The organism is Paracoccus sp. NFXS7 (assembly GCF_040148865.1).
Taxonomy (GTDB): Bacteria; Pseudomonadota; Alphaproteobacteria; order Rhodobacterales; family Rhodobacteraceae; genus Paracoccus; species Paracoccus marcusii.
This window is the reverse complement of the sequence record NZ_JAKEKV010000011.1, coordinates 1-22170: the sequence shown is the minus strand read 5'-3', so window position 1 is coordinate 22170 and position 22170 is coordinate 1. Positions and strand designations below refer to the sequence as shown.

General features: G+C 67.7%; 23 protein-coding genes. 10 read left to right on the top strand and 13 right to left on the bottom strand.

The annotated features are described in order from the left end of the window. Positions 1 to 22 precede the first annotated feature (22 nt). From LZ686_RS16010 to LZ686_RS15990, 5 genes are all read right to left on the bottom strand, one after another. The gene (locus tag LZ686_RS16010; RefSeq protein WP_349548450.1) at positions 23 to 1711 is read right to left on the bottom strand and encodes a sensor histidine kinase; all 1689 of its coding nucleotides are present in this window, start codon (positions 1709 to 1711) and stop codon (positions 23 to 25) included. Between the two features lie 167 nt (positions 1712 to 1878). Beyond that, positions 1879 to 2547, bottom strand: a complete 669-nt coding sequence (purQ, locus tag LZ686_RS16005) for a phosphoribosylformylglycinamidine synthase subunit PurQ (protein WP_046001358.1) — start codon at positions 2545 to 2547, stop codon at positions 1879 to 1881. 173 nt (positions 2548 to 2720) lie between these two features. After that, positions 2721 to 3932 (bottom strand): NADP-dependent isocitrate dehydrogenase, encoded by a 1212-nt coding sequence (locus tag LZ686_RS16000; RefSeq protein WP_349548425.1) that lies wholly within the window; start codon positions 3930 to 3932, stop codon positions 2721 to 2723. Positions 3933 to 4034: 102 nt separating this feature from the next. Continuing rightward, positions 4035 to 5159, bottom strand: coding sequence for an HD domain-containing protein (locus tag LZ686_RS15995; protein ID WP_349548424.1), 1125 nt, complete (start codon positions 5157 to 5159; stop codon positions 4035 to 4037). Positions 5160 to 5170: 11 nt separating this feature from the next. Beyond that, entirely contained in the window at positions 5171 to 5833 is a 663-nt protein-coding gene (locus LZ686_RS15990; RefSeq protein WP_045981433.1) for an alpha/beta hydrolase, read from the bottom strand. A gap of 181 nt (positions 5834 to 6014) precedes the next feature. Here LZ686_RS15990 and iscR point away from each other — a divergent pair, with 181 nt between their 5' ends. From iscR to LZ686_RS15975, 3 genes are all read left to right on the top strand, one after another. Beyond that, positions 6015 to 6473: a Fe-S cluster assembly transcriptional regulator IscR gene (gene iscR / locus LZ686_RS15985; protein WP_045981432.1), complete on the top strand. Its 459-nt coding sequence runs from the start codon at positions 6015 to 6017 to the stop codon at positions 6471 to 6473. A 107-nt stretch (positions 6474 to 6580) separates the two neighbouring features. Continuing rightward, on the top strand, positions 6581 to 8263 hold the full coding sequence (locus LZ686_RS15980; protein WP_349548423.1) for a YadA-like family protein: 1683 nt from the start codon (positions 6581 to 6583) through the stop codon (positions 8261 to 8263). Then, positions 8257 to 8775, top strand: a complete 519-nt coding sequence (locus LZ686_RS15975; RefSeq protein WP_349548422.1) for a hypothetical protein — start codon at positions 8257 to 8259, stop codon at positions 8773 to 8775. The genes LZ686_RS15980 and LZ686_RS15975 overlap by 7 nt, the downstream gene beginning before the upstream one ends. A gap of 58 nt (positions 8776 to 8833) precedes the next feature. Here LZ686_RS15975 and arsC read toward each other — a convergent pair whose 3' ends face one another. After that, positions 8834 to 9208 carry an arsenate reductase (glutaredoxin) gene (gene arsC / locus LZ686_RS15970; protein ID WP_349548421.1) on the bottom strand — a complete coding sequence of 125 codons (375 nt, stop codon included), beginning with the start codon at positions 9206 to 9208 and terminating at the stop codon, positions 8834 to 8836. A gap of 1 nt (position 9209) precedes the next feature. Further along, positions 9210 to 9725, bottom strand: a complete 516-nt coding sequence (locus LZ686_RS15965; protein WP_045981429.1) for an Lrp/AsnC family transcriptional regulator — start codon at positions 9723 to 9725, stop codon at positions 9210 to 9212. Between the two features lie 99 nt (positions 9726 to 9824). On the opposite strand from LZ686_RS15965, the gene LZ686_RS15960 reads away from it, so the two are divergent. From LZ686_RS15960 to LZ686_RS15935, 6 genes are all read left to right on the top strand, one after another. Continuing rightward, positions 9825 to 10172 carry a DUF2849 domain-containing protein gene (locus tag LZ686_RS15960; RefSeq protein ID WP_045981428.1) on the top strand — a complete coding sequence of 116 codons (348 nt, stop codon included), beginning with the start codon at positions 9825 to 9827 and terminating at the stop codon, positions 10170 to 10172. Beyond that, entirely contained in the window at positions 10165 to 11823 is a 1659-nt protein-coding gene (locus LZ686_RS15955) for a nitrite/sulfite reductase (RefSeq protein ID WP_349548420.1), read from the top strand. Before LZ686_RS15960 ends, LZ686_RS15955 begins: the two co-directional genes overlap by 8 nt. After that, entirely contained in the window at positions 11816 to 12547 is a 732-nt protein-coding gene (locus LZ686_RS15950) for a phosphoadenylyl-sulfate reductase (RefSeq protein WP_045981426.1), read from the top strand. Before LZ686_RS15955 ends, LZ686_RS15950 begins: the two co-directional genes overlap by 8 nt. Next, positions 12544 to 12930, top strand: coding sequence for a DUF934 domain-containing protein (locus LZ686_RS15945; RefSeq protein ID WP_045981425.1), 387 nt, complete (start codon positions 12544 to 12546; stop codon positions 12928 to 12930). Before LZ686_RS15950 ends, LZ686_RS15945 begins: the two co-directional genes overlap by 4 nt. Positions 12931 to 12977: 47 nt before the next feature. Further along, positions 12978 to 13808 carry a ferredoxin--NADP reductase gene (locus LZ686_RS15940; RefSeq protein WP_045981424.1) on the top strand — a complete coding sequence of 277 codons (831 nt, stop codon included), beginning with the start codon at positions 12978 to 12980 and terminating at the stop codon, positions 13806 to 13808. A 166-nt stretch (positions 13809 to 13974) separates the two neighbouring features. Then, positions 13975 to 16323, top strand: coding sequence for an OmpA family protein (locus LZ686_RS15935; RefSeq protein WP_349548419.1), 2349 nt, complete (start codon positions 13975 to 13977; stop codon positions 16321 to 16323). Positions 16324 to 16384: 61 nt separating this feature from the next. Here the strand turns inward: LZ686_RS15935 and LZ686_RS15930 are convergent, their stop codons facing one another. Further along, on the bottom strand, positions 16385 to 18229 hold the full coding sequence (locus tag LZ686_RS15930) for an ABC transporter ATP-binding protein (protein ID WP_349548418.1): 1845 nt from the start codon (positions 18227 to 18229) through the stop codon (positions 16385 to 16387). A 146-nt stretch (positions 18230 to 18375) separates the two neighbouring features. On the opposite strand from LZ686_RS15930, the gene LZ686_RS15925 reads away from it, so the two are divergent. Then, a complete protein-coding gene (locus tag LZ686_RS15925; protein WP_046001347.1) occupies positions 18376 to 18876 on the top strand; it encodes a ferritin-like domain-containing protein in 501 nt (166 codons plus the stop codon). A 44-nt stretch (positions 18877 to 18920) separates the two neighbouring features. Here the strand turns inward: LZ686_RS15925 and LZ686_RS15920 are convergent, their stop codons facing one another. From LZ686_RS15920 to LZ686_RS15900, 5 genes are all read right to left on the bottom strand, one after another. Further along, positions 18921 to 20495 (bottom strand): GMC family oxidoreductase, encoded by a 1575-nt coding sequence (locus LZ686_RS15920; RefSeq protein ID WP_139599765.1) that lies wholly within the window; start codon positions 20493 to 20495, stop codon positions 18921 to 18923. Positions 20496 to 20506: 11 nt separating this feature from the next. After that, positions 20507 to 21028, bottom strand: coding sequence for a Twin-arginine translocation pathway signal (locus LZ686_RS15915; RefSeq protein ID WP_217845438.1), 522 nt, complete (start codon positions 21026 to 21028; stop codon positions 20507 to 20509). A 57-nt stretch (positions 21029 to 21085) separates the two neighbouring features. Next, the gene (locus LZ686_RS15910; protein WP_349548417.1) at positions 21086 to 21481 is read right to left on the bottom strand and encodes a VOC family protein; all 396 of its coding nucleotides are present in this window, start codon (positions 21479 to 21481) and stop codon (positions 21086 to 21088) included. A gap of 92 nt (positions 21482 to 21573) precedes the next feature. Next, positions 21574 to 21861 (bottom strand): ribbon-helix-helix domain-containing protein, encoded by a 288-nt coding sequence (locus LZ686_RS15905; protein ID WP_046001342.1) that lies wholly within the window; start codon positions 21859 to 21861, stop codon positions 21574 to 21576. 207 nt (positions 21862 to 22068) lie between these two features. Then, the coding region (locus LZ686_RS15900; protein WP_256481230.1) for an EF-Tu C-terminal domain-related protein at positions 22069 to 22170 on the bottom strand (102 nt) is incomplete at its 5' end.

The window sequence follows — 22170 nt, the reverse complement described above, 5'->3', positions numbered from 1 at the left end:
CTTGTCATCCTCTCGTGTTGCGTCATTCGGCCGCCAGGGCCTGACGGGGCTGTCCGGGGCGGTGCAGCGGCAGCTCGACCCGGAACACCGCTCCGCCGGTGTTTTCGTTGTGTGCGGTCAGGCGACCCCCGAAATCGGCGACGATCGTGGACGAGATCGCCAGCCCCAGCCCGGTCCCCTCACCGGGCTTCTTGGTGGTCCAGAAGGGTTCAAACAGCTTTTCCAGGTCCGAGACACCCGGCCCGTTATCGCGGACGGACACATAGGCGTGAGCCGCGGCCTCGACGGTGATCTCGATCGCGGCGTCGGGGCGGCCCTTGACCGCGTCCACCGCGTTGCGCAGCAGGTTGATCAGCACCTGTTCCAGCCGGATGCGGTCGGCCATGACCATCACCCGTTCGCGCGGCACGATGCGGATGATGCGGATCGGGCTGTGGCGCAGCTGCGGCTCCATCATCGTCAGGGCGCTGCTGACGGCGGCGCGCAGATCGACCGGTTCGACCGCCTCGCCGCCCTTCCGGGCATAGGATTTCAGCTGCCGGGTGATCGCGCCCATCCGGTCGATCAGGTCGTCGATGCGCTGGAAACTGGACAGCGCCTCCTCGGGGCGGCCGCGTTGCAGCAGCAGCCGCGCGCCGGCCAGATAGGTCTTCATCGCGGCCAGCGGCTGGTTCAGCTCGTGGCTGACGCCGGCCGACATCTCTCCCAAGGCGGCCAGCTTGGACGATTGCTGCATGGTCTGCTCGGCCACGCGCAGCTCCTTCTGCACGCGCTCGCGTTCGGCGATCTCGCGCGTCAGGCGCGCGTTCAGCGCCCGCAGGTCGGCCGATTCGCGCATATAGGCCTGGCTCTGGATGCGCGCGCGCCGCGACAGCATCCAGAACGCCCCCGCCAGCAGGATCGCAAAGCCCATGATCTGCAACGCCAGGATCGCGTTGACGCGTTCGCGCACCGACGAATAGGCGGTGAAACTGATCATCCGCCAGCCGCGGAACGGCACCCGCGCCTCGGACTGCATCACTGCGCGGCCCTGGACATAGGCGTCGGCCGGGCTGGAGGTCCAGTCCGCAGTCACCTGGAACGCCCGCCGGATCGCGGAGGGCGCATCGCGCACCGCCTGCGCCTCGGCGACCGTCAGGCCGCGCCAGCGCGGTTCGGTGGACAGGATGATCACGCCCTCGCTGTCGGTGACCGCCACGGCATCGGAAATCCCGGCCCAGGACCGCTCCAGCCGGGTCAGGTCGGCGCCCACGACGATCACGCCCAGGGTCCGCCCCTCGGACACCACGGCGCGGGAATAGGCGAATTCATGGGCGCCCGATGCCAGTTCGGACACGGTGAAGACCGTGTCGCGCGACCGCAGCGCCTCGACATATTGCGGGGCCGCCACGCTGTTCGTGCCGATCTGATAGCGGTCCGTGGCCCCCACGACCCGCCCCGATGCGTCCAGCAGGCGGATCGAGGCCGCGCCGATCTCCTTCTGCGCGGTCATCAGCCGCGCCGAGGTGGTGGAAAAATCGTTGCCGTTCAGCGCCCCGATCAGCGCCGGATCGCGTGCCAGCAGCAAGGGCACGACCGAATTGCGCTGCAGTTCCGACATCAGGTTGCCCGAATATAGCGCCAGACGCAGTTCGGACCGCACGCGCGTGTTCTCGGAGAAGCGGTCGGTCAGCCATGCGTTGGTGACCCAGATCGTGCCCAGCGCCGCCATGCAGATCAGCGCGATCGTCGCACGCAGCCACCACGGGTTGACCGGCTGGCCGACCCTGCCGCGCCGGCGTTCGGCGCTGTCTTCGATATGATCCTCAGTGACCACGCACGGACCCGTCCCACAAGATCGGCTGACGCAATCTATGGCGAAGAACGGTCCGGCTCAAGTCAGGCGTGCGTCAGCGCCGTGGCCAGCCCCGTGAACAGCGCCGCCCCGTCGGTGCCGCCCGTGACCGGATCGGCGGCGCGTTCGGGATGTGGCATCATGCCCAGGACGCGCCGGTTTTCCGACAGCACGCCCGCGATGTCGCCGACCGACCCGTTGATCGCCGGGGCATAGGTGAAGGCGATGCGGTCCTGATCGCGCAGCTGCGCCAGGCCTTCGGTGCCGATCTGATAGTTGCCGTCGTGATGGGCCACCGGAATGCTGATCCGCTGGCCCTTGGCGTAACCGCCGGTGAAGGCGCTGTCCGCGGTGCCCACGGTCAGGACCGACGGCTTGCACAGGAAAGTCAGCCCGGTGTTGCGCATCAGCGCGCCGGGCAGCAGGCCCAGTTCGGTCAGCACCTGAAAGCCGTTGCAGATCCCCAGCACATAGCCGCCCCGCGCCGCATGGGCCCGCAGCGCGTCGGCAATGGGGGAATGCGCGGCGATCGCCCCGCAGCGCAGATAGTCGCCATAAGAGAACCCGCCCGGCACGCCGACCAGGTCGATCCCGTCGGGCAGCTGGCTGTCCTTGTGCCAGACGCGCACCACCTCGGCCCCCGCCTGTTCCAGCGCGACGGCAAGGTCGCGGTCGCAATTCGATCCGGGAAAGGTGACGACGGCGGCTTTCATCGCGGGACTCCTGCTTGGGACGCCCTGCCCTTAGCGCAGGCCGGGTTCCAAAGAAAGGGGGGCCAGCCCCCCATCGCCTTGCGGCGATCCCCCCGGGGGTATTTGGACAATGGAGAAATGCATCCTGCGCCCTCGGAACGCAGAAGGCCGGGCGATTGCCCGGCCCTTCGCGATCAGTTCAGCGCCTTGTTCAGGTACTGGTCGACCTTTTCCAGATAGCCCATCGTGGTCAGCCATTTCTGGTCGGGACCCACCAGCAGCGCCAGGTCCTTGGTCATGTGGCCGTCCTCGACCGCCTGGACGGTCACCTTCTCCAGCGTCTGCGCAAAGGTCAGCAGGGCGGCGTTGTCGTCCAGCTTGGCGCGGTGCTTGAGGCCGCCGGTCCAGGCAAAGATCGACGCGATCGAGTTGGTCGAGGTCGCGTTGCCCTTCTGGTGTTCGCGATAGTGGCGGGTGACGGTGCCATGGGCGGCCTCGGATTCGACGATCTTGCCGTCCGGGGTCATCAGGACCGAGGTCATCAGGCCCAAGCTGCCAAAGCCCTGCGCGACGGTGTCCGACTGCACGTCGCCGTCATAGTTCTTGCACGCCCACACATAGCCGCCCGACCATTTCATCGCGCTTGCGACCATGTCGTCGATCAGGCGGTGTTCGTAATGGATGCCGGCCTTCTTGAACCGGTCCTGGAACTCGGTCTCGTAGACCTCCTGGAACAGGTCCTTGAAGCGGCCGTCATAGGCCTTGAGGATCGTGTTCTTGGTCGACAGATAGACCGGATAGCCGCGCGCCAGGCCATAGTTCAGCGAGGCGCGGGCGAAATCGCGGATCGAATCGTCCAGATTGTACATGGCCATCGCGACCCCGGCGGCGGGGGCGTCATAGACCTCGTGCTCGATCGTCTCACCGTCCTCGCCGACGAACTTGATGGTCAGCTTGCCCTTGCCCGGAAAACGGAAATCGGTGGCCTTGTACTGGTCGCCGAAAGCGTGGCGGCCGACGATGATCGGCTGCGTCCAGCCCGGCACCAGCCGCGGCACGTTCTTGCAGATGATCGGTTCGCGGAAGATCACGCCGCCCAGGATGTTGCGGATCGTGCCATTGGGGCTGCGCCACATCTTCTTCAAGCCGAATTCCTCGACCCGCGCCTCGTCGGGGGTGATGGTCGCGCATTTCACGCCGACCCCGTGGCGCTTGATCGCCTCGGCCGCGTCAATGGTGATCTGGTCGTTGGTGCGGTCTCGCTCCTCGATGCCCAGATCGTAATATTTCAGGTCGATGTCCAGATAGGGCAGGATCAGCTTTTGCTTGATGAAGTCCCAGATGATCCGCGTCATCTCGTCCCCGTCCAGCTCGACGACGGGATTGGCAACCTTGATCTTCGACATGAACTGCCCCTTGTGCGGTGGATACGGTCGCGCCGCTTCTAGCCGCAAAAGGGTCCGATTGAAAGACGGTATGCGATGGTATGCAAGACGCCCGTCCGGTGATCAGCTGCCCGCGAAATGGGCGCGCAGACCGTTGTGCAGCCACTGCCACAGCGGCGCGCAGCCGCGTTCGACCCAAGGGCCCACGCGGCTTTCCACCTGCGCCAGGGTCACGTCGTATTCGACCCAGCCCGCGCCGCCCGACCGCAGGTTCTGGACCGCGGGCTGGCAGCGGTCCAGCGCCTTGGCGAAGACGGCATCGGGGCTGGCCGCCACCTCGAACTCCTGCCACAGGGCCAGCATCTGCTGCCCTTGCGGGTCGGGCAGCAGGCCGAACAGGCGCCGCGCGGCGGCCTCCTCGGCGGCCTGGATCGCCGCCGATCCATGCGCCTGCCCGCCGGCGGAATGCAGGGGCACATCGCCCACGTCGATCTCGACCAGATCGTGGATCAGCAGCATCCGGATGACGCGGCCCGGATCGACGCCCGGCCCCGCCAGACCGCTCAGCACCAGCGCGTACAGCGCCAGATGCCAGCTGTGCTCGGCGCTGTTCTCGCGACGCGATCCGTCCAGCAGGCGGTTTGCGCGCAGGACGCCCTTCAGCGCGTCGGCCTCGGCCAGAAAGGCCAGGCGGCGGGCCAGATCGCCCTGGGCGACCTCCTGCCCGGACAGCAGCGCATGCGCGGCCTGCCACCCCTGCGGCCATTCGCGTTCGAACCGCGCCGCGCGTCCGGCCGACAGGTTGTCGCGCACGATCCGGACATGGTCGGGGATCGGATCGCGCGCCTGCAGTACCTGAAAGATGGGCTGTGCGTGATCCATGCGCTTGGCGGTCACCGCGGCAGCGTCCGCGCGCCCCTCGAAATCGCGCCAGAGGGCGGCCAGCCGCGCCCCGTCCGGCGCCAGGCCAAAGATGCGATCCGCCGCCGCGGCCTCGGCGATGGCCAGGCCTTCCACGTCATGATCCAGGTGGATCGGCTGATCGCCGGTGTCGATCTCGACCAGGTCGTGGATCAGGATCATCGCGATGGCGCGGTCGCTGGCGCCCATCACCATTGCCCACAGGGCGACGTGCCAGCTGTGTTCGGCGCTGTTCTCGGAGCGCGACAGGTCCATCAGGACGCTGGCGCGGTGGACCGACTTCAGCCGGTCCGCCTCGCACAGGAAGGCGAACGCATCGTCCAGCATGGCCGCAGCCCTCAGCGCGACGTCTCGGTCAAGCGCTTCCTGACGTAACCCTGCACCAGGTCGATCATCGGCTTCATGTGGGTCTCGTCGTCGCGGAAGAAATGGTCCGCGCCCTCGATCTCCTCATGAGTGACGGTGATGCCCTTCTGCTCGCGCAGCTTTCCCACCAGAGTGGCGGTGTCCTTGGGCGGGGCGACGCGGTCGGCGGTGCCGTTCACGATCAGGCCCGACGACGGGCACGGCGCCAGGAAGCTGAAATCGTACATGTTCGCGGGCGGCGCCACGCTGATGAAGCCGGTGATCTCGGGGCGGCGCATCAGCAGCTGCATCCCGATCCACGCACCGAAGCTGAATCCCGCGACCCAGCAATGCTTGGAATTGGGGTTCATCGCCTGCAGGTAATCCAGCGCCGAGGCGGCATCGGACAGCTCTCCGATGCCCTGGTCGAATTCGCCCTGGCTGCGGCCCACGCCGCGAAAGTTGAACCGCATCACCGTGAATCCCATGCGGTGGAACGCATAGTGCAGGTTGTAGACGACCCGGTTGTTCATCGTCCCGCCATATTGCGGGTGCGGATGCAGCACGATGGCGATGGGGGCGTCTGGCTTGCCGGGCTGAGGGTGGTAACGGCCTTCGAGACGGCCTTCGGGGCCGGGAAAAATCAGCTCGGGCATGGTTGTCCTTCACAGGTCCTGTCGGGTTTCTTGACGCGTGCGCGCATGGCTTCTAGACGGGATATCTGGGCAGCCGGCACAGGTTTGGCAAGAAACATGCTGGGCCGGGCATAGCGCGCGACGACGGCGCGCGTCAATGCAAAGGCAGGCCCGGCAGGGACCATCGGGGGGAAGACGCGCCATGAAACTGTCCACCAAGGGACGCTACGCGATCATCGCGCTGACCGACCTGGCCATCGCCAAGGGGGGCGACCTGACCTCGCTGGCCGAAATCTCGAAACGCCAGGACATCTCGCTGCCCTACCTGGAACAGCTGTTCGTGCGCCTGCGCCGGGCGGGGCTTGTGGCGTCCGTGCGCGGTCCGGGCGGCGGATACCGCCTGGCCCGCACCCCCGAGACGATCCGCGTGGCCGAGATCCTGGAGGCCGTGGACGAGACCGTCAGCGCCATGCATATCGGCGCGGGCGCGTCGGGCGGCATTTCCGGGTCGCGGGCACAGACCCTGTCGAACCGGCTGTGGGAAAGCCTGTCCGCGCATGTCTATGTTTTCCTGCACAATCACACGCTGGCCGACGTGGCGAAAAACCAGCTGCTGCCCTGCCCCGCGCTGCCCAAGATCCTCAACGTCGTCGACGACTAAGGCCGCGGCAGAATTAATTCGACAAATCCTGCATCCGGTCGGCGGTTTCCCGCGTCCCCCGATCAGAGGCCCGCACAGGGCCCTGTCCAACGGATGAGGAGAATCCCATGAACCACCTGACCCGCACCCGCGCCATGCTGCTCGGCGGCGCCGCTGCCGTCGCCCTGATCGGCGGCGCCGGACTGGCCGCCGCCCAGGAATGCCAGCAGGGCACAGGCGGCGCCGGATCGCTGGCATGCGGCCCGACGGCCGTCGCCGAGGGCCCGCTGTCGGTCGCCATCGGCGACAACGCCTCGACCGATGCGACCGCCGTGGACGGCGTGGCCATCGGCGGAGAGGCGACCGCCACCGGCCCCTCGACCACCGCGGTCGGCGGCGAATCGGTCGCGACCGGTCCCGGCGCCAGCGCCATCGGCTGGCAGGCCCAGGCCACCGCGGAACGCGCGCAGGCTATCGGCCACCTGGCCACCGCCCAAGGCGTCCGGTCCCTGGCCGTGGGCGAGAACGCCGACGCACAGACCGACCTGTCCACCGCCATCGGCAACGAATCCGTCGCCAACGGCGTCGACGCGCTGGCCGTGGGCGACACCGCGGCAGCGAACGGCAACTCGACCACTGCGGTCGGCGGCGAATCGGTCGCGACCGGCCCCGGCGCCAGCGCCATCGGCTGGCAGGCCCAGGCCACCGCCGAACGCGCCCAGGCCTTCGGCCACCTGGCCACCGCACAGGGCGTCCGGTCGATGGCCATCGGCGAGAATGCCGACGCCCAGACCGACCTGTCCACCGCCATCGGCAACGAATCCATTGCCAATGGCGTCGATGCGCTGGCCGTGGGCGACACGGCCGCGGCGAACGGCAACTCGACCACCGCCATCGGTGGCGAATCGGTCGCGACCGGGCCGGGCGCCAGCGCCATCGGCTGGCAGTCCATGGCGACCGCGGAACGCGCCCAGGCCATCGGCCACCTGGCCACCGCGCAGGGTGTCCGCTCGCTGGCCGTGGGCGAGAATGCCGACGCCCAGTCGGATTTCTCGACCGCGATCGGCAACGAATCCATCGCCAACGGCACGGACGCGCTGGCCATCGGCGACACCTCGGTCGCAAACGGCACGTCGACCACCGCGGTCGGCGGTGAATCGGTCGCGAACGGCACCGCCGCCACCGCCTTCGGCTGGCAGGCGCAGGCCACCGCCGAACGCGCCCATGCCTTCGGCCACCTGGCAGCGGCCAGTGGCGTGCGCTCGACCGCCATCGGCGAGGCCGCGATGGCCATGGGATCGGGGTCGATCGCGCTTGGCAACCAGGCGGTCGCCGCGGCCGACAACTCGGTCGCCATCGGTGATGGCGCGACCGCGACCCGCGCGAACGAATTCGTGCTGGGCAACGGTGCCAACACCTATCGCGCGGCGGGCATCGCGTCGGATGCCAGCACGGCGGCGCAGGGCACCCCCATCGGTGTCGTGACCTCGGACGCGCAGGGCAACCTGGCGGTCGACCGGTCGATCGGCGAGAGCATGTCGTCGCTGAACGGCCGCGTGCGCTCTCTGGGCCAGCAGGTCGAGGACAACAAGGAAGGCATCGCGATGGCGATGGCGCTGAACACCCCCTATGTCCCCGAGGACAAGACCTATGCCGTGTCGACCAGCATCGGCAGCTTCGAGGGATCGCAGGCACTGGCAGCGTCGATGGGCTACCGCTTCGATGCGAACACCCAGTTCGACGCGGGTATCACCTATGGCTTCGACCGCAACCAGGTCGGCGGCCGCATCGGCGTGACCTACGCGTGGTAGGCCACGCCGCAACACGGACGGGGACGGCGCATGCGCTGTCCCTGGCCATCGCGCTGGCGCTGGCGCTGGTCGGCGCCAGCGCCCATGCGCAGGACGTCCCCGCCGAACCGCAGCCCGAACCCCGGGCCGAGGCCCCCCTGGTCGAACCCAGCTATGCCACCGCCCTGATCCGCGACGTGCTGGCGGCGGTGAACCACGGCAACTGGACGGGCAACTATACGGTGCTGCGCGACATCGCCGCCCCGGAATTTGCATTGGCCAACGATCCGACGCGCCTGGCGGGCCTGTTCACGCCGCTGCGCGAGGAACGGCTGGACCTGCTGCAGGCGATGGTCGTCGACCCGGTCATCCTGGACAGCGCGCTGTCCGATACCGGGCAGGAGCTGCGCCTGACCGGCTTTGTCCCGCTGCAGCCGCGTCATGTCAGCTTCGATCTGGTCCTGGGGCTGGAGGGGCGGCGTTGGCTGCTGTTGGGCATCTCTGTCGGGGCGTTCGATCCGATCGATCCGTAAGGCATCTGCCGATGTCGCCGCAGTCCGGGCGTCATCTGTCGGTTCGCACCCCACCGGATCACGGCGGACCACCTGCGTGATTGCGGGCGATCAGCTCACTGACCCGCTCCTTCGGCCGGCACAGCACCGCGCCATGCGGCGCGAAGACGACCGGCCGTTCGATCAGGATCGGATGGGCCGCCATCGCCGCGATCAGCGCATCATCGGACAGGCCGGGATCATCCAGCCCCAGTTCCGCGAATGGCGTTCCCTTGCGCCGCAGCAACCCCCGCGCCCCGATGCCCAGACGCGACAGCGCATCCCGCAACGCATCCTCGGACGGCGGTGCGGCGATGTAGTCGCGCACCACGGGTGCGATCCCCGCCTCGCGCAGCACGGCCAGAACCCAGCGCGAGGTGGAGCAGGTCGGCTTGTGCCAGATCACCCAGGCCATCTCAGCGCTCCCCGTCCGGGATGGGCAGGGCGCTGGTGGCCTTGATCTCCTCCATCGACAGCAGGGCCGTGACGTTGTGGATCTTCACCTCGCCGATCAGCGACTGGTAAAATCGGTCATAGGCGCGGGCGTTCCTGACCTGAACCTTGAGGATATAGTCGATGTCGCCCGCCAGACGGTGTGCCTCGACCACCTCGGGCCGCTCGCGCAGCGCGCGCAGAAAGCGCGCGGCCCAGTCGCGGTCATGCTCGCTGGTGCGGATCAGCACGAAGAAGCAGGCCTCCAGCCCCAGCGCCTCGGGATCCAGGATGGCGACCTGACGGCGGATCACGCCTGCCTCTCGCAGCTTGCGGATTCGGTTCCAGACCGGGGTCTTGGAGGCCCCCACCCGATCGGCGATCTGGTCCAGCGACAGGCTGGCATCCTGCTGCAGCAGGGACAGGATCTTGCGGTCCACCTCGTCCAGGCGGACAGGCGTTTGGCCTGCGCCCGCATCGGGGGAAATCGGTTCCGGCATGGCGCGCTCCTTGGTCGATCGTCCTTATTTGCCGCGACCACTGTGCATAATCCAGAACGAAATTCTATATAGAGGTCAGCAAAACCGCGAGGTCCAGTCATGAGCAAATCCTTCCCCCTGTCGGCCGCACGCCCCGGCGTCATCACCGCGAATGACCTTCGCGAAGGCCACAATGTGTGGATGTGCGCCGACGGCTGGACCCGCGATCCGCGCCAGGCGACCGTCTATGACGACGAGGCCATCGCCGACCTGGACCTGCTGCAGGCCGTGGCGCAATCCGAGATCGTCGTCGGTCCCTATCTGGTCGAGGCCAGGCGCGGTCCCGACGGACCCGAGCCCGTCCATTTCCGCGAGGCCTTCCGCCAGCGCGGACCGTCCAATTATTTCCACGGCATCCAGGCCGATCGGCAAGCCGACGCCCAGAAGACGGAAACCGCCCATGTTTGATATCCGCCCCGTCGAGACCGATTATGTCCGCCAGCGCGCGGCCGAGTTCCGTGCCCAGGTCGCCCGCCGTCTGGACGGCAGCCTGACCGAGGACGAGTTCAAGCCGCTGCGCCTGATGAACGGCGTCTATCTGCAGCTGCATGCCTACATGCTGCGCGTGGCCATTCCCTATGGCACGATCAGCCCGGACCAGATGCGCACCCTGGCCCTGCTGGCCGAGAAGTGGGACAAGGGTTACGGCCACTGGACCACCCGCCAGAACATCCAGTTCAACTGGCCCAAGCTGGTGGACATCCCGGACATGCTGGACGCGCTGGCCGATGTCGGCATGCACGCCATCCAGACCAGCGGCAACACCATCCGCAACGTGACCACCGACGCCTTCGCCGGCGCGGCCTTTGACGAGGCTGGCGATCCGCGCCCCTATGCGGAACTGCTGCGCAGCTGGTCGACCGATCATGCCGAATTCCAGTTCCTGCCGCGCAAGTTCAAGATCGCCATTTCCGGCGGCAAGAAGGACCGCGCCGTCATCGCCGCCCATGACATCGGCCTGCGCCTGACCGAGCGGAACGGCAAGACCGGCTTCGAGGTCTGGATCGGCGGCGGTCTGGGCCGCACGCCGCTCCTGGGTCAGGTCGTCCGCGACTTCCTGCCCGAGGAGGACCTGCTGCCTTACGTCGAGGCGATCATCGCGACCTACAACCTGGCCGGCCGCCGCGACAACAAGTACAAGGCCCGCATCAAGATCACCGTGCTGGAGCGCGGCCTGGACGTCATGCGCGCCGAGATCGAGGAAGAGTTCCTGGCCCGCCGGCGCGATTTCCACGGCGCCGACCGCGACGCGCTGGCCGTGTTCAAGGATCGCTTCCGCGCGCCGTCCTTCCGCAACGCGCCCGTCGATGGCTATGAGGCCGAGCGTCAGGCGAACCCGGCCTTCCGCAGCTGGTCTGATACGAACCTGCATCAGCACCGGGTCGAGGGCTATGCCAGCGTCGTCGTGACCTTCAAGGCGCCGGGCCAAACGCCGGGCGACGCCAGCGCCGACCAGATGCGCCTGCTGGCCGATCTGGCCGAACGGTTTGGCCACAACGACCTGCGCGTGATGCACGACCAGAACGTGGCCCTGCCTCATGTGCACAAGTCGGACCTGCCGGCGCTGTACGCCGAGCTGCGCGCCGCGGGCCTTGCCACCGCGAATGCCGGGCTGACCAGCGACATCATCGCCTGCCCCGGCATGGATTACTGCGCGCTGGCCACCGCGCGTTCCATCCCCATCGCCGAGGAGATCGCCGACCATTTCCGCTCCGTCGGGCTGGAGGAGGAGATCGGCAACCTGAACATCCGCATCTCGGGCTGCATCAACGCCTGCGGGCATCACCACCTGGGCCATATCGGCATCCTGGGTCTGGATCGTGCGGGCGTGGAAAACTATCAGATCACGCTTGGCGGCGATGCCTATGACATCCCGGCGATCGGCGAGCGCGCGGGCGCGGGCTTCCCCGCCGAACAGGTCGTCCCGGCCATCGACCGGCTGCTGCGTGCCTATCTGGAGGTCCGCGAGGACGCGTCCGAACGCTTCATCGACGCCTATCGCCGTCTGGGTCAGGCCCCGTTCAAGGCCGCGCTCTATCCCGTGGCCGCCGATGCTTGACGGGAACCTGGACACGCGCGCGGGGCGGCTGAACGACCGCTATCGCCACCATGCCGCCATCGAGGTGCTGCGCCGCGCGGTCACCGACCCCGATCTGGGGCAGGTGGCGCTGGTGTCGTCCTTCGGCGCGGAATCGGTCGTGCTGCTGCACATGGTCAGCCGGGTCGCACCTGGCCTGCCGGTGCTGTTCATCGACACGCAGATGCTATTCCCCGAGACCTTGGCCTATCAGCAGGAGGTCGCGGAGCGGCTTTCGCTGACCAACGTGCAGGTCATCACCGCCAGCGAGGCGGAGATCGCGGCCCATGACCCGGACGGGACGCTGCACAAGGTGAACCCCGACGCCTGCTGCGATTTCCGCAAGACGGTGCCGCTGGAACGCGTGCTGTCGGGCTATGACGCGTGGATCACGGGCCGCAAGCGGTTCCAGAACGGCCAGCGCGCCGCGCTGGAGTTCTTCGAGCCCGAACCCCCGTCGCGCCTGCGCGTGAACCCCTTGGCGCATTGGCGCCCCGAGGACGTGCAGGACTACATGGTCGAGAACCGCCTGCCCCGGCATCCGCTGGTGGCCAAGGGCTATCCCTCGATCGGCTGCGCGCCCTGCACCTCTCCGGTCAAGCCGGGCGAGGACCCCCGTTCCGGGCGCTGGCGCGGCCAGGAGAAATCCGAATGCGGCATCCATTTCATCGGCGGGCGCATGGTCCGCGGAAAGGTCTCGGCATGAGCGAGCAGTTGAACAGCGAACCCGTCTTGGCCCGTGACGACGGGTTTCATCCGGTGACCGACCAGCCCGCCGTGGTGCTGGCCCCCGACACCGCCCCCGCGACCCTGGCCGACCATCTGGATCAGCCGCTGATCGGGATCGCCTTTCCGTCCTTCAGCGACGGGCGCGGTTTCACGCTGGCGCGCCGCTTGCGTGAGTTGGGCTATACCGGTCGCCTGCGCGCGACGGGGCGGCTGATCGCCGATCAATACGCCATGGCGCGCCGGGTGGGCTTCGACGAGGTCGAGGTCGCCGCCGACATCGCCGCCCGGCAGCCGCAGGACCAATGGCTGGCCCGCGCCGACTGGAAGGCCTGGGACCATCGGGCACAGCTGGCCGGCTGACCCTTTCACCTGCGCGCCCCTTCGATTAGACGACAAGGATTGCAACAATGACGCTGGATCTGCCCGTGACCGAGGCCGCCAAGATTACCGTTCCCGATGCCCAGACCGTGACCTCGGTCACGAAATGGACCGACAGCCTGTTTTCGTTCCGGGTGACGCGGCCCGCATCGCTGCGCTTCCGGTCGGGCGAATTTGTGATGATCGGCCTGCCGGGCGACAACGGCAAGCCGCTGCTGCGGGCATATTCCATCGCCTCGCCCAACTGGGACGACGAGCTGGAATTCTATTCCATCATCGTTCCCGACGGGCCGCTGACCTCCAAGCTGCAGCACATCAAGCCGGGCGACCAGATCATCCTGCGTCCGAAACCCGTGGGCACGCTGGTCCTGGACGCGCTGTTGCCCGGAAAGCGGCTGTGGTTCCTGGCCACCGGCACGGGGTTCGCGCCCTTTGCCAGCCTGATGCGCGACCCCGAGACCTATGAGCGGTTCGAGCAGGTCATCATGATGCATACCTGCCGCACCGGTGAGGAGCTGGTCTATGGCGCCGAGCTGGTGAACAATTTGCGCCACGACCCGCTGCTGACCGAGATCTATGGCGACGATTTCGCCCAGCGGCTGAAATACTACCCGACGACGACGCGAGAGCCCTCGCCCTTCATGGGGCGCATCACCGACAACCTGACCTCAGGCAAGGTGCTGTCGGATCTGGGCCTGCCGCCCATCGATCCGGCACAGGATCGCGCGATGATCTGCGGCAGCCTGGCCTTCAACGTCGACGTCAAGGCGGTCCTGGAAGGGTTCGGCCTGAACGAGGGCGCGAATTCCGAGCCGCGCGAATTCGTCGTCGAAAAGGCCTTTGTCGGCGACGGCGTCTGACGTCGTTTCTATCGAACCGCCCATGGGCCGCGCCGTTTCGGCGCGGCCTTTTGCATGGCGCACCGCCGCCCATCACGCGATGGTCACGGCAAGTTTGGGAACCCTTGGCGCAAGTGCCTGTTAGAGCACCAAAGACAGTCATTCGATTTTCCACAAGGAGCGTCTCATGCGCCGGATTATCCATAACACAACCGCCATCGCGGCCTGCCTGTCGCTAATGGCGCCGCATCTTGCGATGGCCCAGACCGCGATGCCGGCCCCTGATCAGGCGGCCCCCCAGAACCTGATCCTGGCGCAGGCCGCGCCCGAAGGTCAGGTCCCGCCCCCGCCCGCAGCCCCCGGCGAGGAGGGACCGCAGGACGGTGCCGACCTGAACCAGGCCCAGAACCCGCCGCCGGCGGAGCCCGCGCCTGCGGAAGAGCCTGCGCCCGAGCCCGCGCCGGTCGAGGAGCCCGCGCCGGAAGCCCCGGCCGAGGCGCCCCCTGCCCCCGAGGAAGCACCGGCCGAAGCCCCGGCAGAGCAGCCTGCTGAGGCCCCTGCCGAGGCGCCTGAAGCAGCTCCCGCGGCAGAGGCGGAGCCTGCCCCCGCCGCGGAACCTGCTCCCGCGCCCGCGGCAGAGGCCGCCCCGGCTGCCGAGCCGGCGCCCGCCGCAGAGCCCGCGCCCCCGGCGGCACCCAAGGCAGCAGCGCCAGAAGCCGAAGCTCAGCCGGCCCCCGCAGCCGAACCTGTACCGCAGCCCGCACCGGATGGCACCCCGCCGCCGCCCGCACCTGACGCGATGCCGGACCAGGCGCCCGAGGCCCGTCCTGCACCCCAGCCCGAGGCCGCACCCGCGCCAAATCCTAACCGCGCCGCCGAGCCCGCCGCAGAGGCCCCGGCCGCCGGCGATGCCGCGCCGCGCGCCAACCCGCAGCGCGAGGCGCCTCCTGCCGCCGACGCTCCGGCGGAGTTGCGTCCGAACGCACGCCCTGCCGCGCAGAACGACCAGCAGCCGGCGGATGCCGCTGAAGAACCCGTCGGAAGCGACCTCGACGCCCTGACCGAGCAGTTGCGCGCGCAGGAGCAGGGCGAGCAGCCCGCAGCCGATCCGGCCGCGACGGCCGATGCACCTGCGGAACCCGCAGCGCCTGCGGCTCAGGGTGGCCTGACCTTGGCGACCGGTGCAACGCAGGTCGAACGCGCTGGCGCCCTGCCGGGTCTGGCCGGAGTGCTGACGCAGGAGGTGCAGGGTGGCCTGGACACCTCGGCGCTGACCTGTCTGGACGGCAGCGCGTTCCCCTGTGCGGATGGCGGTCGTGCGATGACCCCGAACGGTGTTGTCGTCGAGACCAATGAGGCGGGCGAGTTGCGCCTGGCCCCGACCGAGGCGCAGATGTACCGCGTCGGCCAGAACGGAGAGATGATCCGTCGCGCCGCCGAAGAGGACACCGTCGAGACCGAGGCATCGCGCGAAGCCGCTCAGGCGACCGCACCGGTCACCGCGGCGGCGCTGGATGCGGCCGATGGATCGGGCGAGATCACCGAGCAGCAGGTGACCGAGGAAAACGCCCGGTCGTCGTCCGAGGACTTTACCACCAGCCTGCGCGACGCGCTGGCGGGCGCCACCGGTCAGCCTGCACCGCAGGCCGAGGAGGAGGACGACGACAACCGCCTGCGCAACGCGCTGCTGCTGGGTCTGGGCGCCGTGGCGGTCGGGTCCTACCTGAACAACAACCGCCAGGTTGCGCTGTCCGCGCCGGACCGCGTCGTCGTCACCCGCGCCGATGGCAGCCAGGAGGTCATCAAGGACGAGGTCGCCTTGCTGCGCCAGCCCGGCTCGACCGTGCAGACCGAGAACTTCGACGACGGTTCGTCGCGTACCATCGTGACGCGCCAGGACGGCAGCCGCGTTGTGACCATCCGTGACGCGAACCTGCAGGTTCTGCGCCGCACCCTGGTCAGCGCCGATGGCACGACCACGCAGCTGATTGACGACACCGCCGATGTGCAGCCCGTCGATATCGGCGCCCTGCCCGCCCCCGCCCCCGTCCAGACCGGCAATGCGCCCCTGAACGAGGATCAGCTGCGCGAGGCCCTGCTGCGCGAGGCGAATGTCGACCGCCGCTTTACTCTGTCCCAGATCCGCAACATCCCCGAGGTGCGGGCGCTGGTGGCGCCGGTCAACATCGACGCGATCACCTTCGATACCGGCTCTGCCGCGATCCGTTCGGATCAGGCGCAGCAGTTGCAGGGCTTGGGTCGTGCGATCCAGGACCAGATCGCCCAGAACCCGCAGGAGATCTTCATGATCGAGGGTCATACCGACACGGTCGGGTCGGACGCCGCCAACCTGGCGCTGTCGGACCGTCGTGCGGAATCGGTGGCGCTGGCACTGACCGAGTACTTTGACGTGCCGCCGGAGAACCTGGTGACCCAAGGCTATGGCGAGCAGTTCCTGCGCGTCCGTGCCGAGGGCGACATCCGCGACAACCGTCGCGCCTCGGTCCGCCGGATCACCGACCTGCTCGCGCAGTAAGCGCACCCACGAAACGACGAAGGCCCCGGCATCGTGCCGGGGCCTTTTTCACGTCCTGCCCTCAGTCCGCGGCCAGGAAACCGCCGGACTGGCGATGCCACAGCCGGGCGTACAGACCGTCGCGTTCCAGCAGTTCGGCATGGCTGCCCTGTTCGACGATCCGGCCCTGGTCCATGACCACCAGCCGGTCCATCGCGGCGATGGTGGAAAGGCGATGCGCGATGGCGATGACCGTCTTGCCCTGCATCAATGCCTCCAGCCGGGACTGGATCGCGGCCTCGACCTCGCTGTCCAGGGCGCTTGTGGCCTCGTCCAGGATCAGGATCGGCGCGTTCTTCAGCGCGACCCGCGCGATGGCGATGCGCTGGCGCTGGCCGCCCGACAGCTTGACGCCGCGTTCGCCCACATGGGCATCCAGTCCCTGCCGGCCCTGGCTGTCGGACAGGGATGGGACGAACCCGTCCGCCTCGGCCATGCGCAGGGCGTGGTCGATCTGATCCGGGGTCGCGTCCGGGCGGCCATAGGCGATGTTCTCGCGCACCGACCGGTGCAACAGCGAGCTGTCCTGCGTGACCACGCCGATGGCCGCGCGCAGGCTGTCCTGGGTCACCTGCGCGATGTCCTGGCCGTCGATGGTGATGCGCCCCGCGTCGATGTCGTGAAAGCGCAGCAGCAGGTTGATCAGCGTCGATTTTCCCGCGCCCGACCGGCCCACCAAGCCCACCCGTTCACCGGGCCGCAGATGCAGCGTCAGGTCGTCCAGCACCGCCATCGGCTGCGCCCCCGCAGCACCGCCATAGCGGAAGGTGACGTTGTCGAACCGCACCGCCGCCGGACCGGGCAGCAGCGGCTGCGCCCCCCGCGCGTCGCGCACCTCTCGTGGCAGGGACAGGCTGGTGATGCCGTCGCGCACGGTGCCGATATTCTCGAACAGGGCGGCGAATTCCCACATGATCCAGTGCGACATGTTGTTCAGCCGCAGGGCCAGCGGCACCGCGATGGCCACCGCCCCCACCGCGATCAGCCCCTGCGTCCACAGCCACAGCCCCAGCCCGGCCACCGCCGCGACCAGCCAGACGTTCAGCAGGTTCAGCACCATGTCCTGCAGGCTGGACAGGCGCATCTGCGCGTGGACGGTGCCCAGGAACCGGTCCATGCCCTGATGCATCCACGCCTCCTCCCGGTCGGAGTGAGAGAACAGCTTGACCGTCGCGATGTTGGTATAGCTGTCGACGATGCGTCCGGTCATCGCGCTGCGGGCATCGGCCTGTTCCTGTGCCACGCGGCCAAGGCGCGGCACGACATACCACAGCAGCGCACCGTAGGCCGCGGCCCAGACCAGGAAGGGCAAGGCCAGACGCCAGTCCTGGCTGGCGGCCAGCACCATCGCGCCCAGGAAATAGATCAGCACATAGCTGCCCACGTCCATGATCTTCATGGACACCTCGCGCACGGCCAGGGCGGTCTGCATCAGGCGCTGCGCGATGCGGCCCGCGAATTCGTCCTGGAAATAGCCGACCGACTGGCGCAGCAGCCAGCGATGCGCCTGCCAGCGGATGCGCTGCGGGAAATTGCCCATCAGCGACTGGTGCAGGACCAGCGATGTCACCACGTTCAGCGCCGGCATCACCACCAGCAGCACCAGCGCCATCAGCGCGATGCTGCCGCCATGACGGTTCCAGAAGACCTCTCGCGGGGTGTCGGCCAACTGGTCGATCAGCTGCCCCAGCCAGCCGAACAGCGCCACCTCGATCAGCGCGATCAGGCCCGATCCCACGGCCAGCAGCACCAGCCAAGGCAGCGTGCCGCGACTGTAATGCAGCACGAACCGCCACAGACCCGCCGGGGGCATGGTCGGGGTCTGGTCGGGATAGGGGTCGATGCGTCGTTCGAACCAGGCGAACATGGGGATGTCCTCCGCTGCTGAAGGGGCCGAAGTGCTGACCCGGACCGCCCGCAAAGTCAAGCGCGCAGGGGCGATCTTTGCCATCGCGATGGAACGGGGCGGGCCGGGGATCGTTGGTCATCCAGCACCATCAGAAAGGCCGTATCATGACCATGAATTCCCTCAAGGACCTGTATTTGGACCAGCTGCAGGACCTGTATTCCGCCTGCAAGCAGTCCATGCCCGTCGTGACCGAGATGGGTCGCGTCGCCAAGTCGCGCGAACTGGCCGAGGCGCTGATCGCCGGCAACGAAGGCATCGCCCGCGGCATGGAGCATCTGGCGACCCTGTGCAGCCAGCACGGCGTCGACCCCACCGGAGAGCACTGCAAGGGCATGGAAGGTCTGGTGACCGAGGCCCGCAAGCACGCGCTGCAGGCCGACTTCGGTGATGACGACGTCCGCGACGCGGCCATCATCACCCAGTACCAGCGCCTGACTCATTACGCGATCGCGGGCTATGGCTGCGTGCGCAGCTTTGCCAACCGCTTGGATCTGGATGCCGATGGCGGCGTTCTGCAGGAATGCCTGGAGAGCACCCGCGACGGCGACAAGCACATGACCCGCATCGCCGAGGGCGGCGTCAACCAGAAGGCCGCCAACGGTTGATCCACCACGACCGCCCGGAGGACACCCCGGGCGGTCGTCTTTCCTCAGATCGTGCCCGCGGCCATTTCCTTGGCGATATGGTCGGCCTGACGGATCGCCAGCGCGACGATGGTCAGGGTCGGGTTTTCCGCCGCGCCCGTCGTGAACTGGCTGCCATCGGACACGAACAGGTTCGCGATGTCATGCGTCTGTCCCCATTTGTTGACCACGCCGTCCTCCGGCCGCTCTGACATGCGGTTGGTCCCAAGGTTGTGCGTGGACGGATAGGGAGGCGTCGGCAGGGTCCGCGTGGCCCCCATCGCCCGGTACATCGCCTGCCCCCGTTCATAGGCGTGATTGCGCATCGCCACGTCGTTGGGATGGTCGCTGAAGTTCACGTTGGCGACCTTCAGGCCAAACTTGTCGACCGTGTCCGACAGGGTGACGCGGTTCGTCTCCTGCGGCATGTCCTCTCCGACGATCCACAGCCCGGCCATGTATTCGTATTGGTCCAAGGCGGTCGTGAACTCGCGCCCCCACCGGCCGGGGTCCAGGAAGGCCGCCATGAAGGGCAAGCCCAAGGACAGGGTCTCCAGCTCGTATCCGCCGACGAAGCCGCGGGAGGGATCGTGGCGCGCCTCGTCCTGCATGATGCCGGCCATGGTCGTGCCTCGCCACATGCGCACGGGTTTTTCGAAGATGCCATAGACCGACCCGGTCGTGTGGCGCATGTAGTTGCGTCCCACCTGACCGCTGCTGTTGGCCAGACCGTCGGGGAACATCTCGCTGGCGGAATTCAGCAGCAGCCGCGGGCTTTCAAAGCTGTTGCCCGCCACCGCCACGATGCGCGCGGCCTGGAACTGCAGGGCGCCGTCCTTGTCGAAATACTCGACGCCGGTCACGCGGCCCTGGTCGTTGTGCAGGATGCGGGCCACATGGGCGTGGTCGCGGACCTCAAGGTTGCCGGTTGCCTCGCCCTTGGGGATGTCGGTATAGGCGGCCGACCACTTGGCGCCCCATTTGCAGCCCTGGAAACAGAACCCCGTCTGCTGGCAGGCCGGCCGTTCGTCATTGTCGATGCTGTTGATCGCCATGCGCCCGGTCGACACCTCGGTATAGCCGACGGCCTTGGCCCCCGCCTCGAACACCTTGTAGTTATTGCTGCCGGGCAGGCCCGGAAAGTCGCCGGTCCGGGTGACGGCCAGCTTGGCCTCGGCCTTCTCGTACCACGGCGCCATCTCGGCCGCGTCGATGGGCCAGTCCAGCAGGTTCGCCCCCTCGACCGCGCCATAGGTGGTCAGGGCCTTCCATTCATGCTCCTGGAACCGGATCGAGGCGCCCGCCCAATGGGTCGTGGTGCCGCCGACCGCCTTGACAATCCAGGCGGGCAAGCCGCTGAAATCCTTGGCCACGCGCCAGTCGCCGCTGGTCGTGCGCGGGTCGGTCCAGGCCAACTGGCCAAAACTTTCCCATTCGTCGTTGATATAGTCTTCGGGCAGATAGCGCCCGCCCGCCTCCAGCGCCACGACCTTGACGCCCTTCTGCGCCAGTTCGTTGGCCAGCACGCCGCCACCCGCGCCGGTGCCGATGATGACGACCACGCTGTCGTCGGTCAGTTCGAATTTCGCTGCCGTAGCCATGATCCGCCCCCTTACAGCCAGTCGATGTCGTCAAAGCCACGATAGATGTAGCCGCCCTGGGAGAAGCTCTCTCCCTCATAGCCGAAGATCGGCCAGACCTCTTTCTGGTTGTAGAGACCGGTCACCAGCCCGCCCCGGACGGTCTGGAAGAACGCGCTGTCCTCCATCCCGCGCAGGATCGCCACGCGGTCCTGCTCCCACCCGATCGAGACATAGTCGTCATGCCCGGCCGCCTGCGCGGCGGCGTCCAGCGCGGCGATGCCCTCGGCCACCATGGGCTGGTTCTCGGCGGTGTCGTATCCCTTGATCGCGATCGCATAGAAGCGGTCGCCCACGCGGTCATGCGGATAGATGTCGCGGGCCATCTGCAGCAGCGTGGCCATCTCGTGCTCGCTGATCGCGGTCACCTCGACGGCCCAGGCCGCGTCGGGTGCCGCGATGAAGCCTGCGCCGGCCACTGCCAGCGCGCCGACTGCGACGGCCCGCGACAGCAGCGCCCGACGGGTCAGGCCCTTGGTCGTTGGTTCAGACATGGGTTCCTCCTCCCTTGATGTGATCCCGCGCCCCCTCCCAAGGGCACGGCAGGCTGATCAGCTGTAGCGGCCGCCCCGCTGCAGCACTTCGATCTCGTATCCGTCCGGGTCCTTGATGAAGAAGAAGCGGGCAATCACCTCGCCGCCCGGCGCGAAATCGACCAGCTTGCGGGGGGCAAAGCCGATCTCCTCCAACCGGGCGTGGGTCGCATCGACATCGTCGACCGAAAAGGCCACGTGCCCATAGCCGTCGCCCAGGTCATAGGGTTCGGTGCGGCCCTTGTTGACGGTCAGCTCCAGCTCGGTCCCGCTTTCGCCATTGGACAGGTAGATCAGCGTGAATTTCTCGAAATCCAGCCGCTCGGCCACCTTAAGTCCAAAGCAGCTGTCATAGAAATCGACCGAGGCCGCCTCGTCCAGAACGCGGATCATCGAGTGGATGTACTTGGCCATCTGGCCCTCCCTGCACGTGTCTTGCCTGATCGAGGCTAGGGGCTTGGGGACGGGCCGGGTAGTATCGGATTACTACAGCGAAAATATTCGTGTCACTCCGCGGCGATGGCCGGGGCGACGTCGTCCTCACCCAGATAGATCGTGCAGGCGCAGCGCAGCAGCGAGGTGAAGTTTCGCGCCTCTCCGTGCAGCTCCAGCACTTCGGCGTGCAGCTTGGAGATGAAGGCGGGCGTCGTCACGCCTTCGCGGGCGGCGATGCGGTCCAGGATGCACCAGAATGCGCGCTCCAGCCGGATCGATGTCGACTGGCCGTTCAGGCGCAAACGGCGGGTGACGGTCTCGTAGCGGTCCGGGTGCTGCCCGGCAAAGATCTGGCACATCAGCTTGATCTTGTCCTGTTCCTGACCTGCAGTCTCGCGTGCGGCCCCGCGTCGGTCAACGCGACTTTTTGGTCATGTCATCCATATTGGCACCGTCGCCAGACACAAACGACAAGGGCCACCCCGAAGGGTGGCCCTGTCCGCCGCGATATCCCCGAAAGGATCATCCGGCAGCATCAGCGTTCCTTGGCCCGTTCGGGCCCTGGATCACTTGATGATCTTGGAGACGACGCCTGCGCCGACGGTGCGGCCGCCTTCGCGGATGGCGAAGCGCAGCTTCTCTTCCATCGCGATCGGGGCGATCAGCTC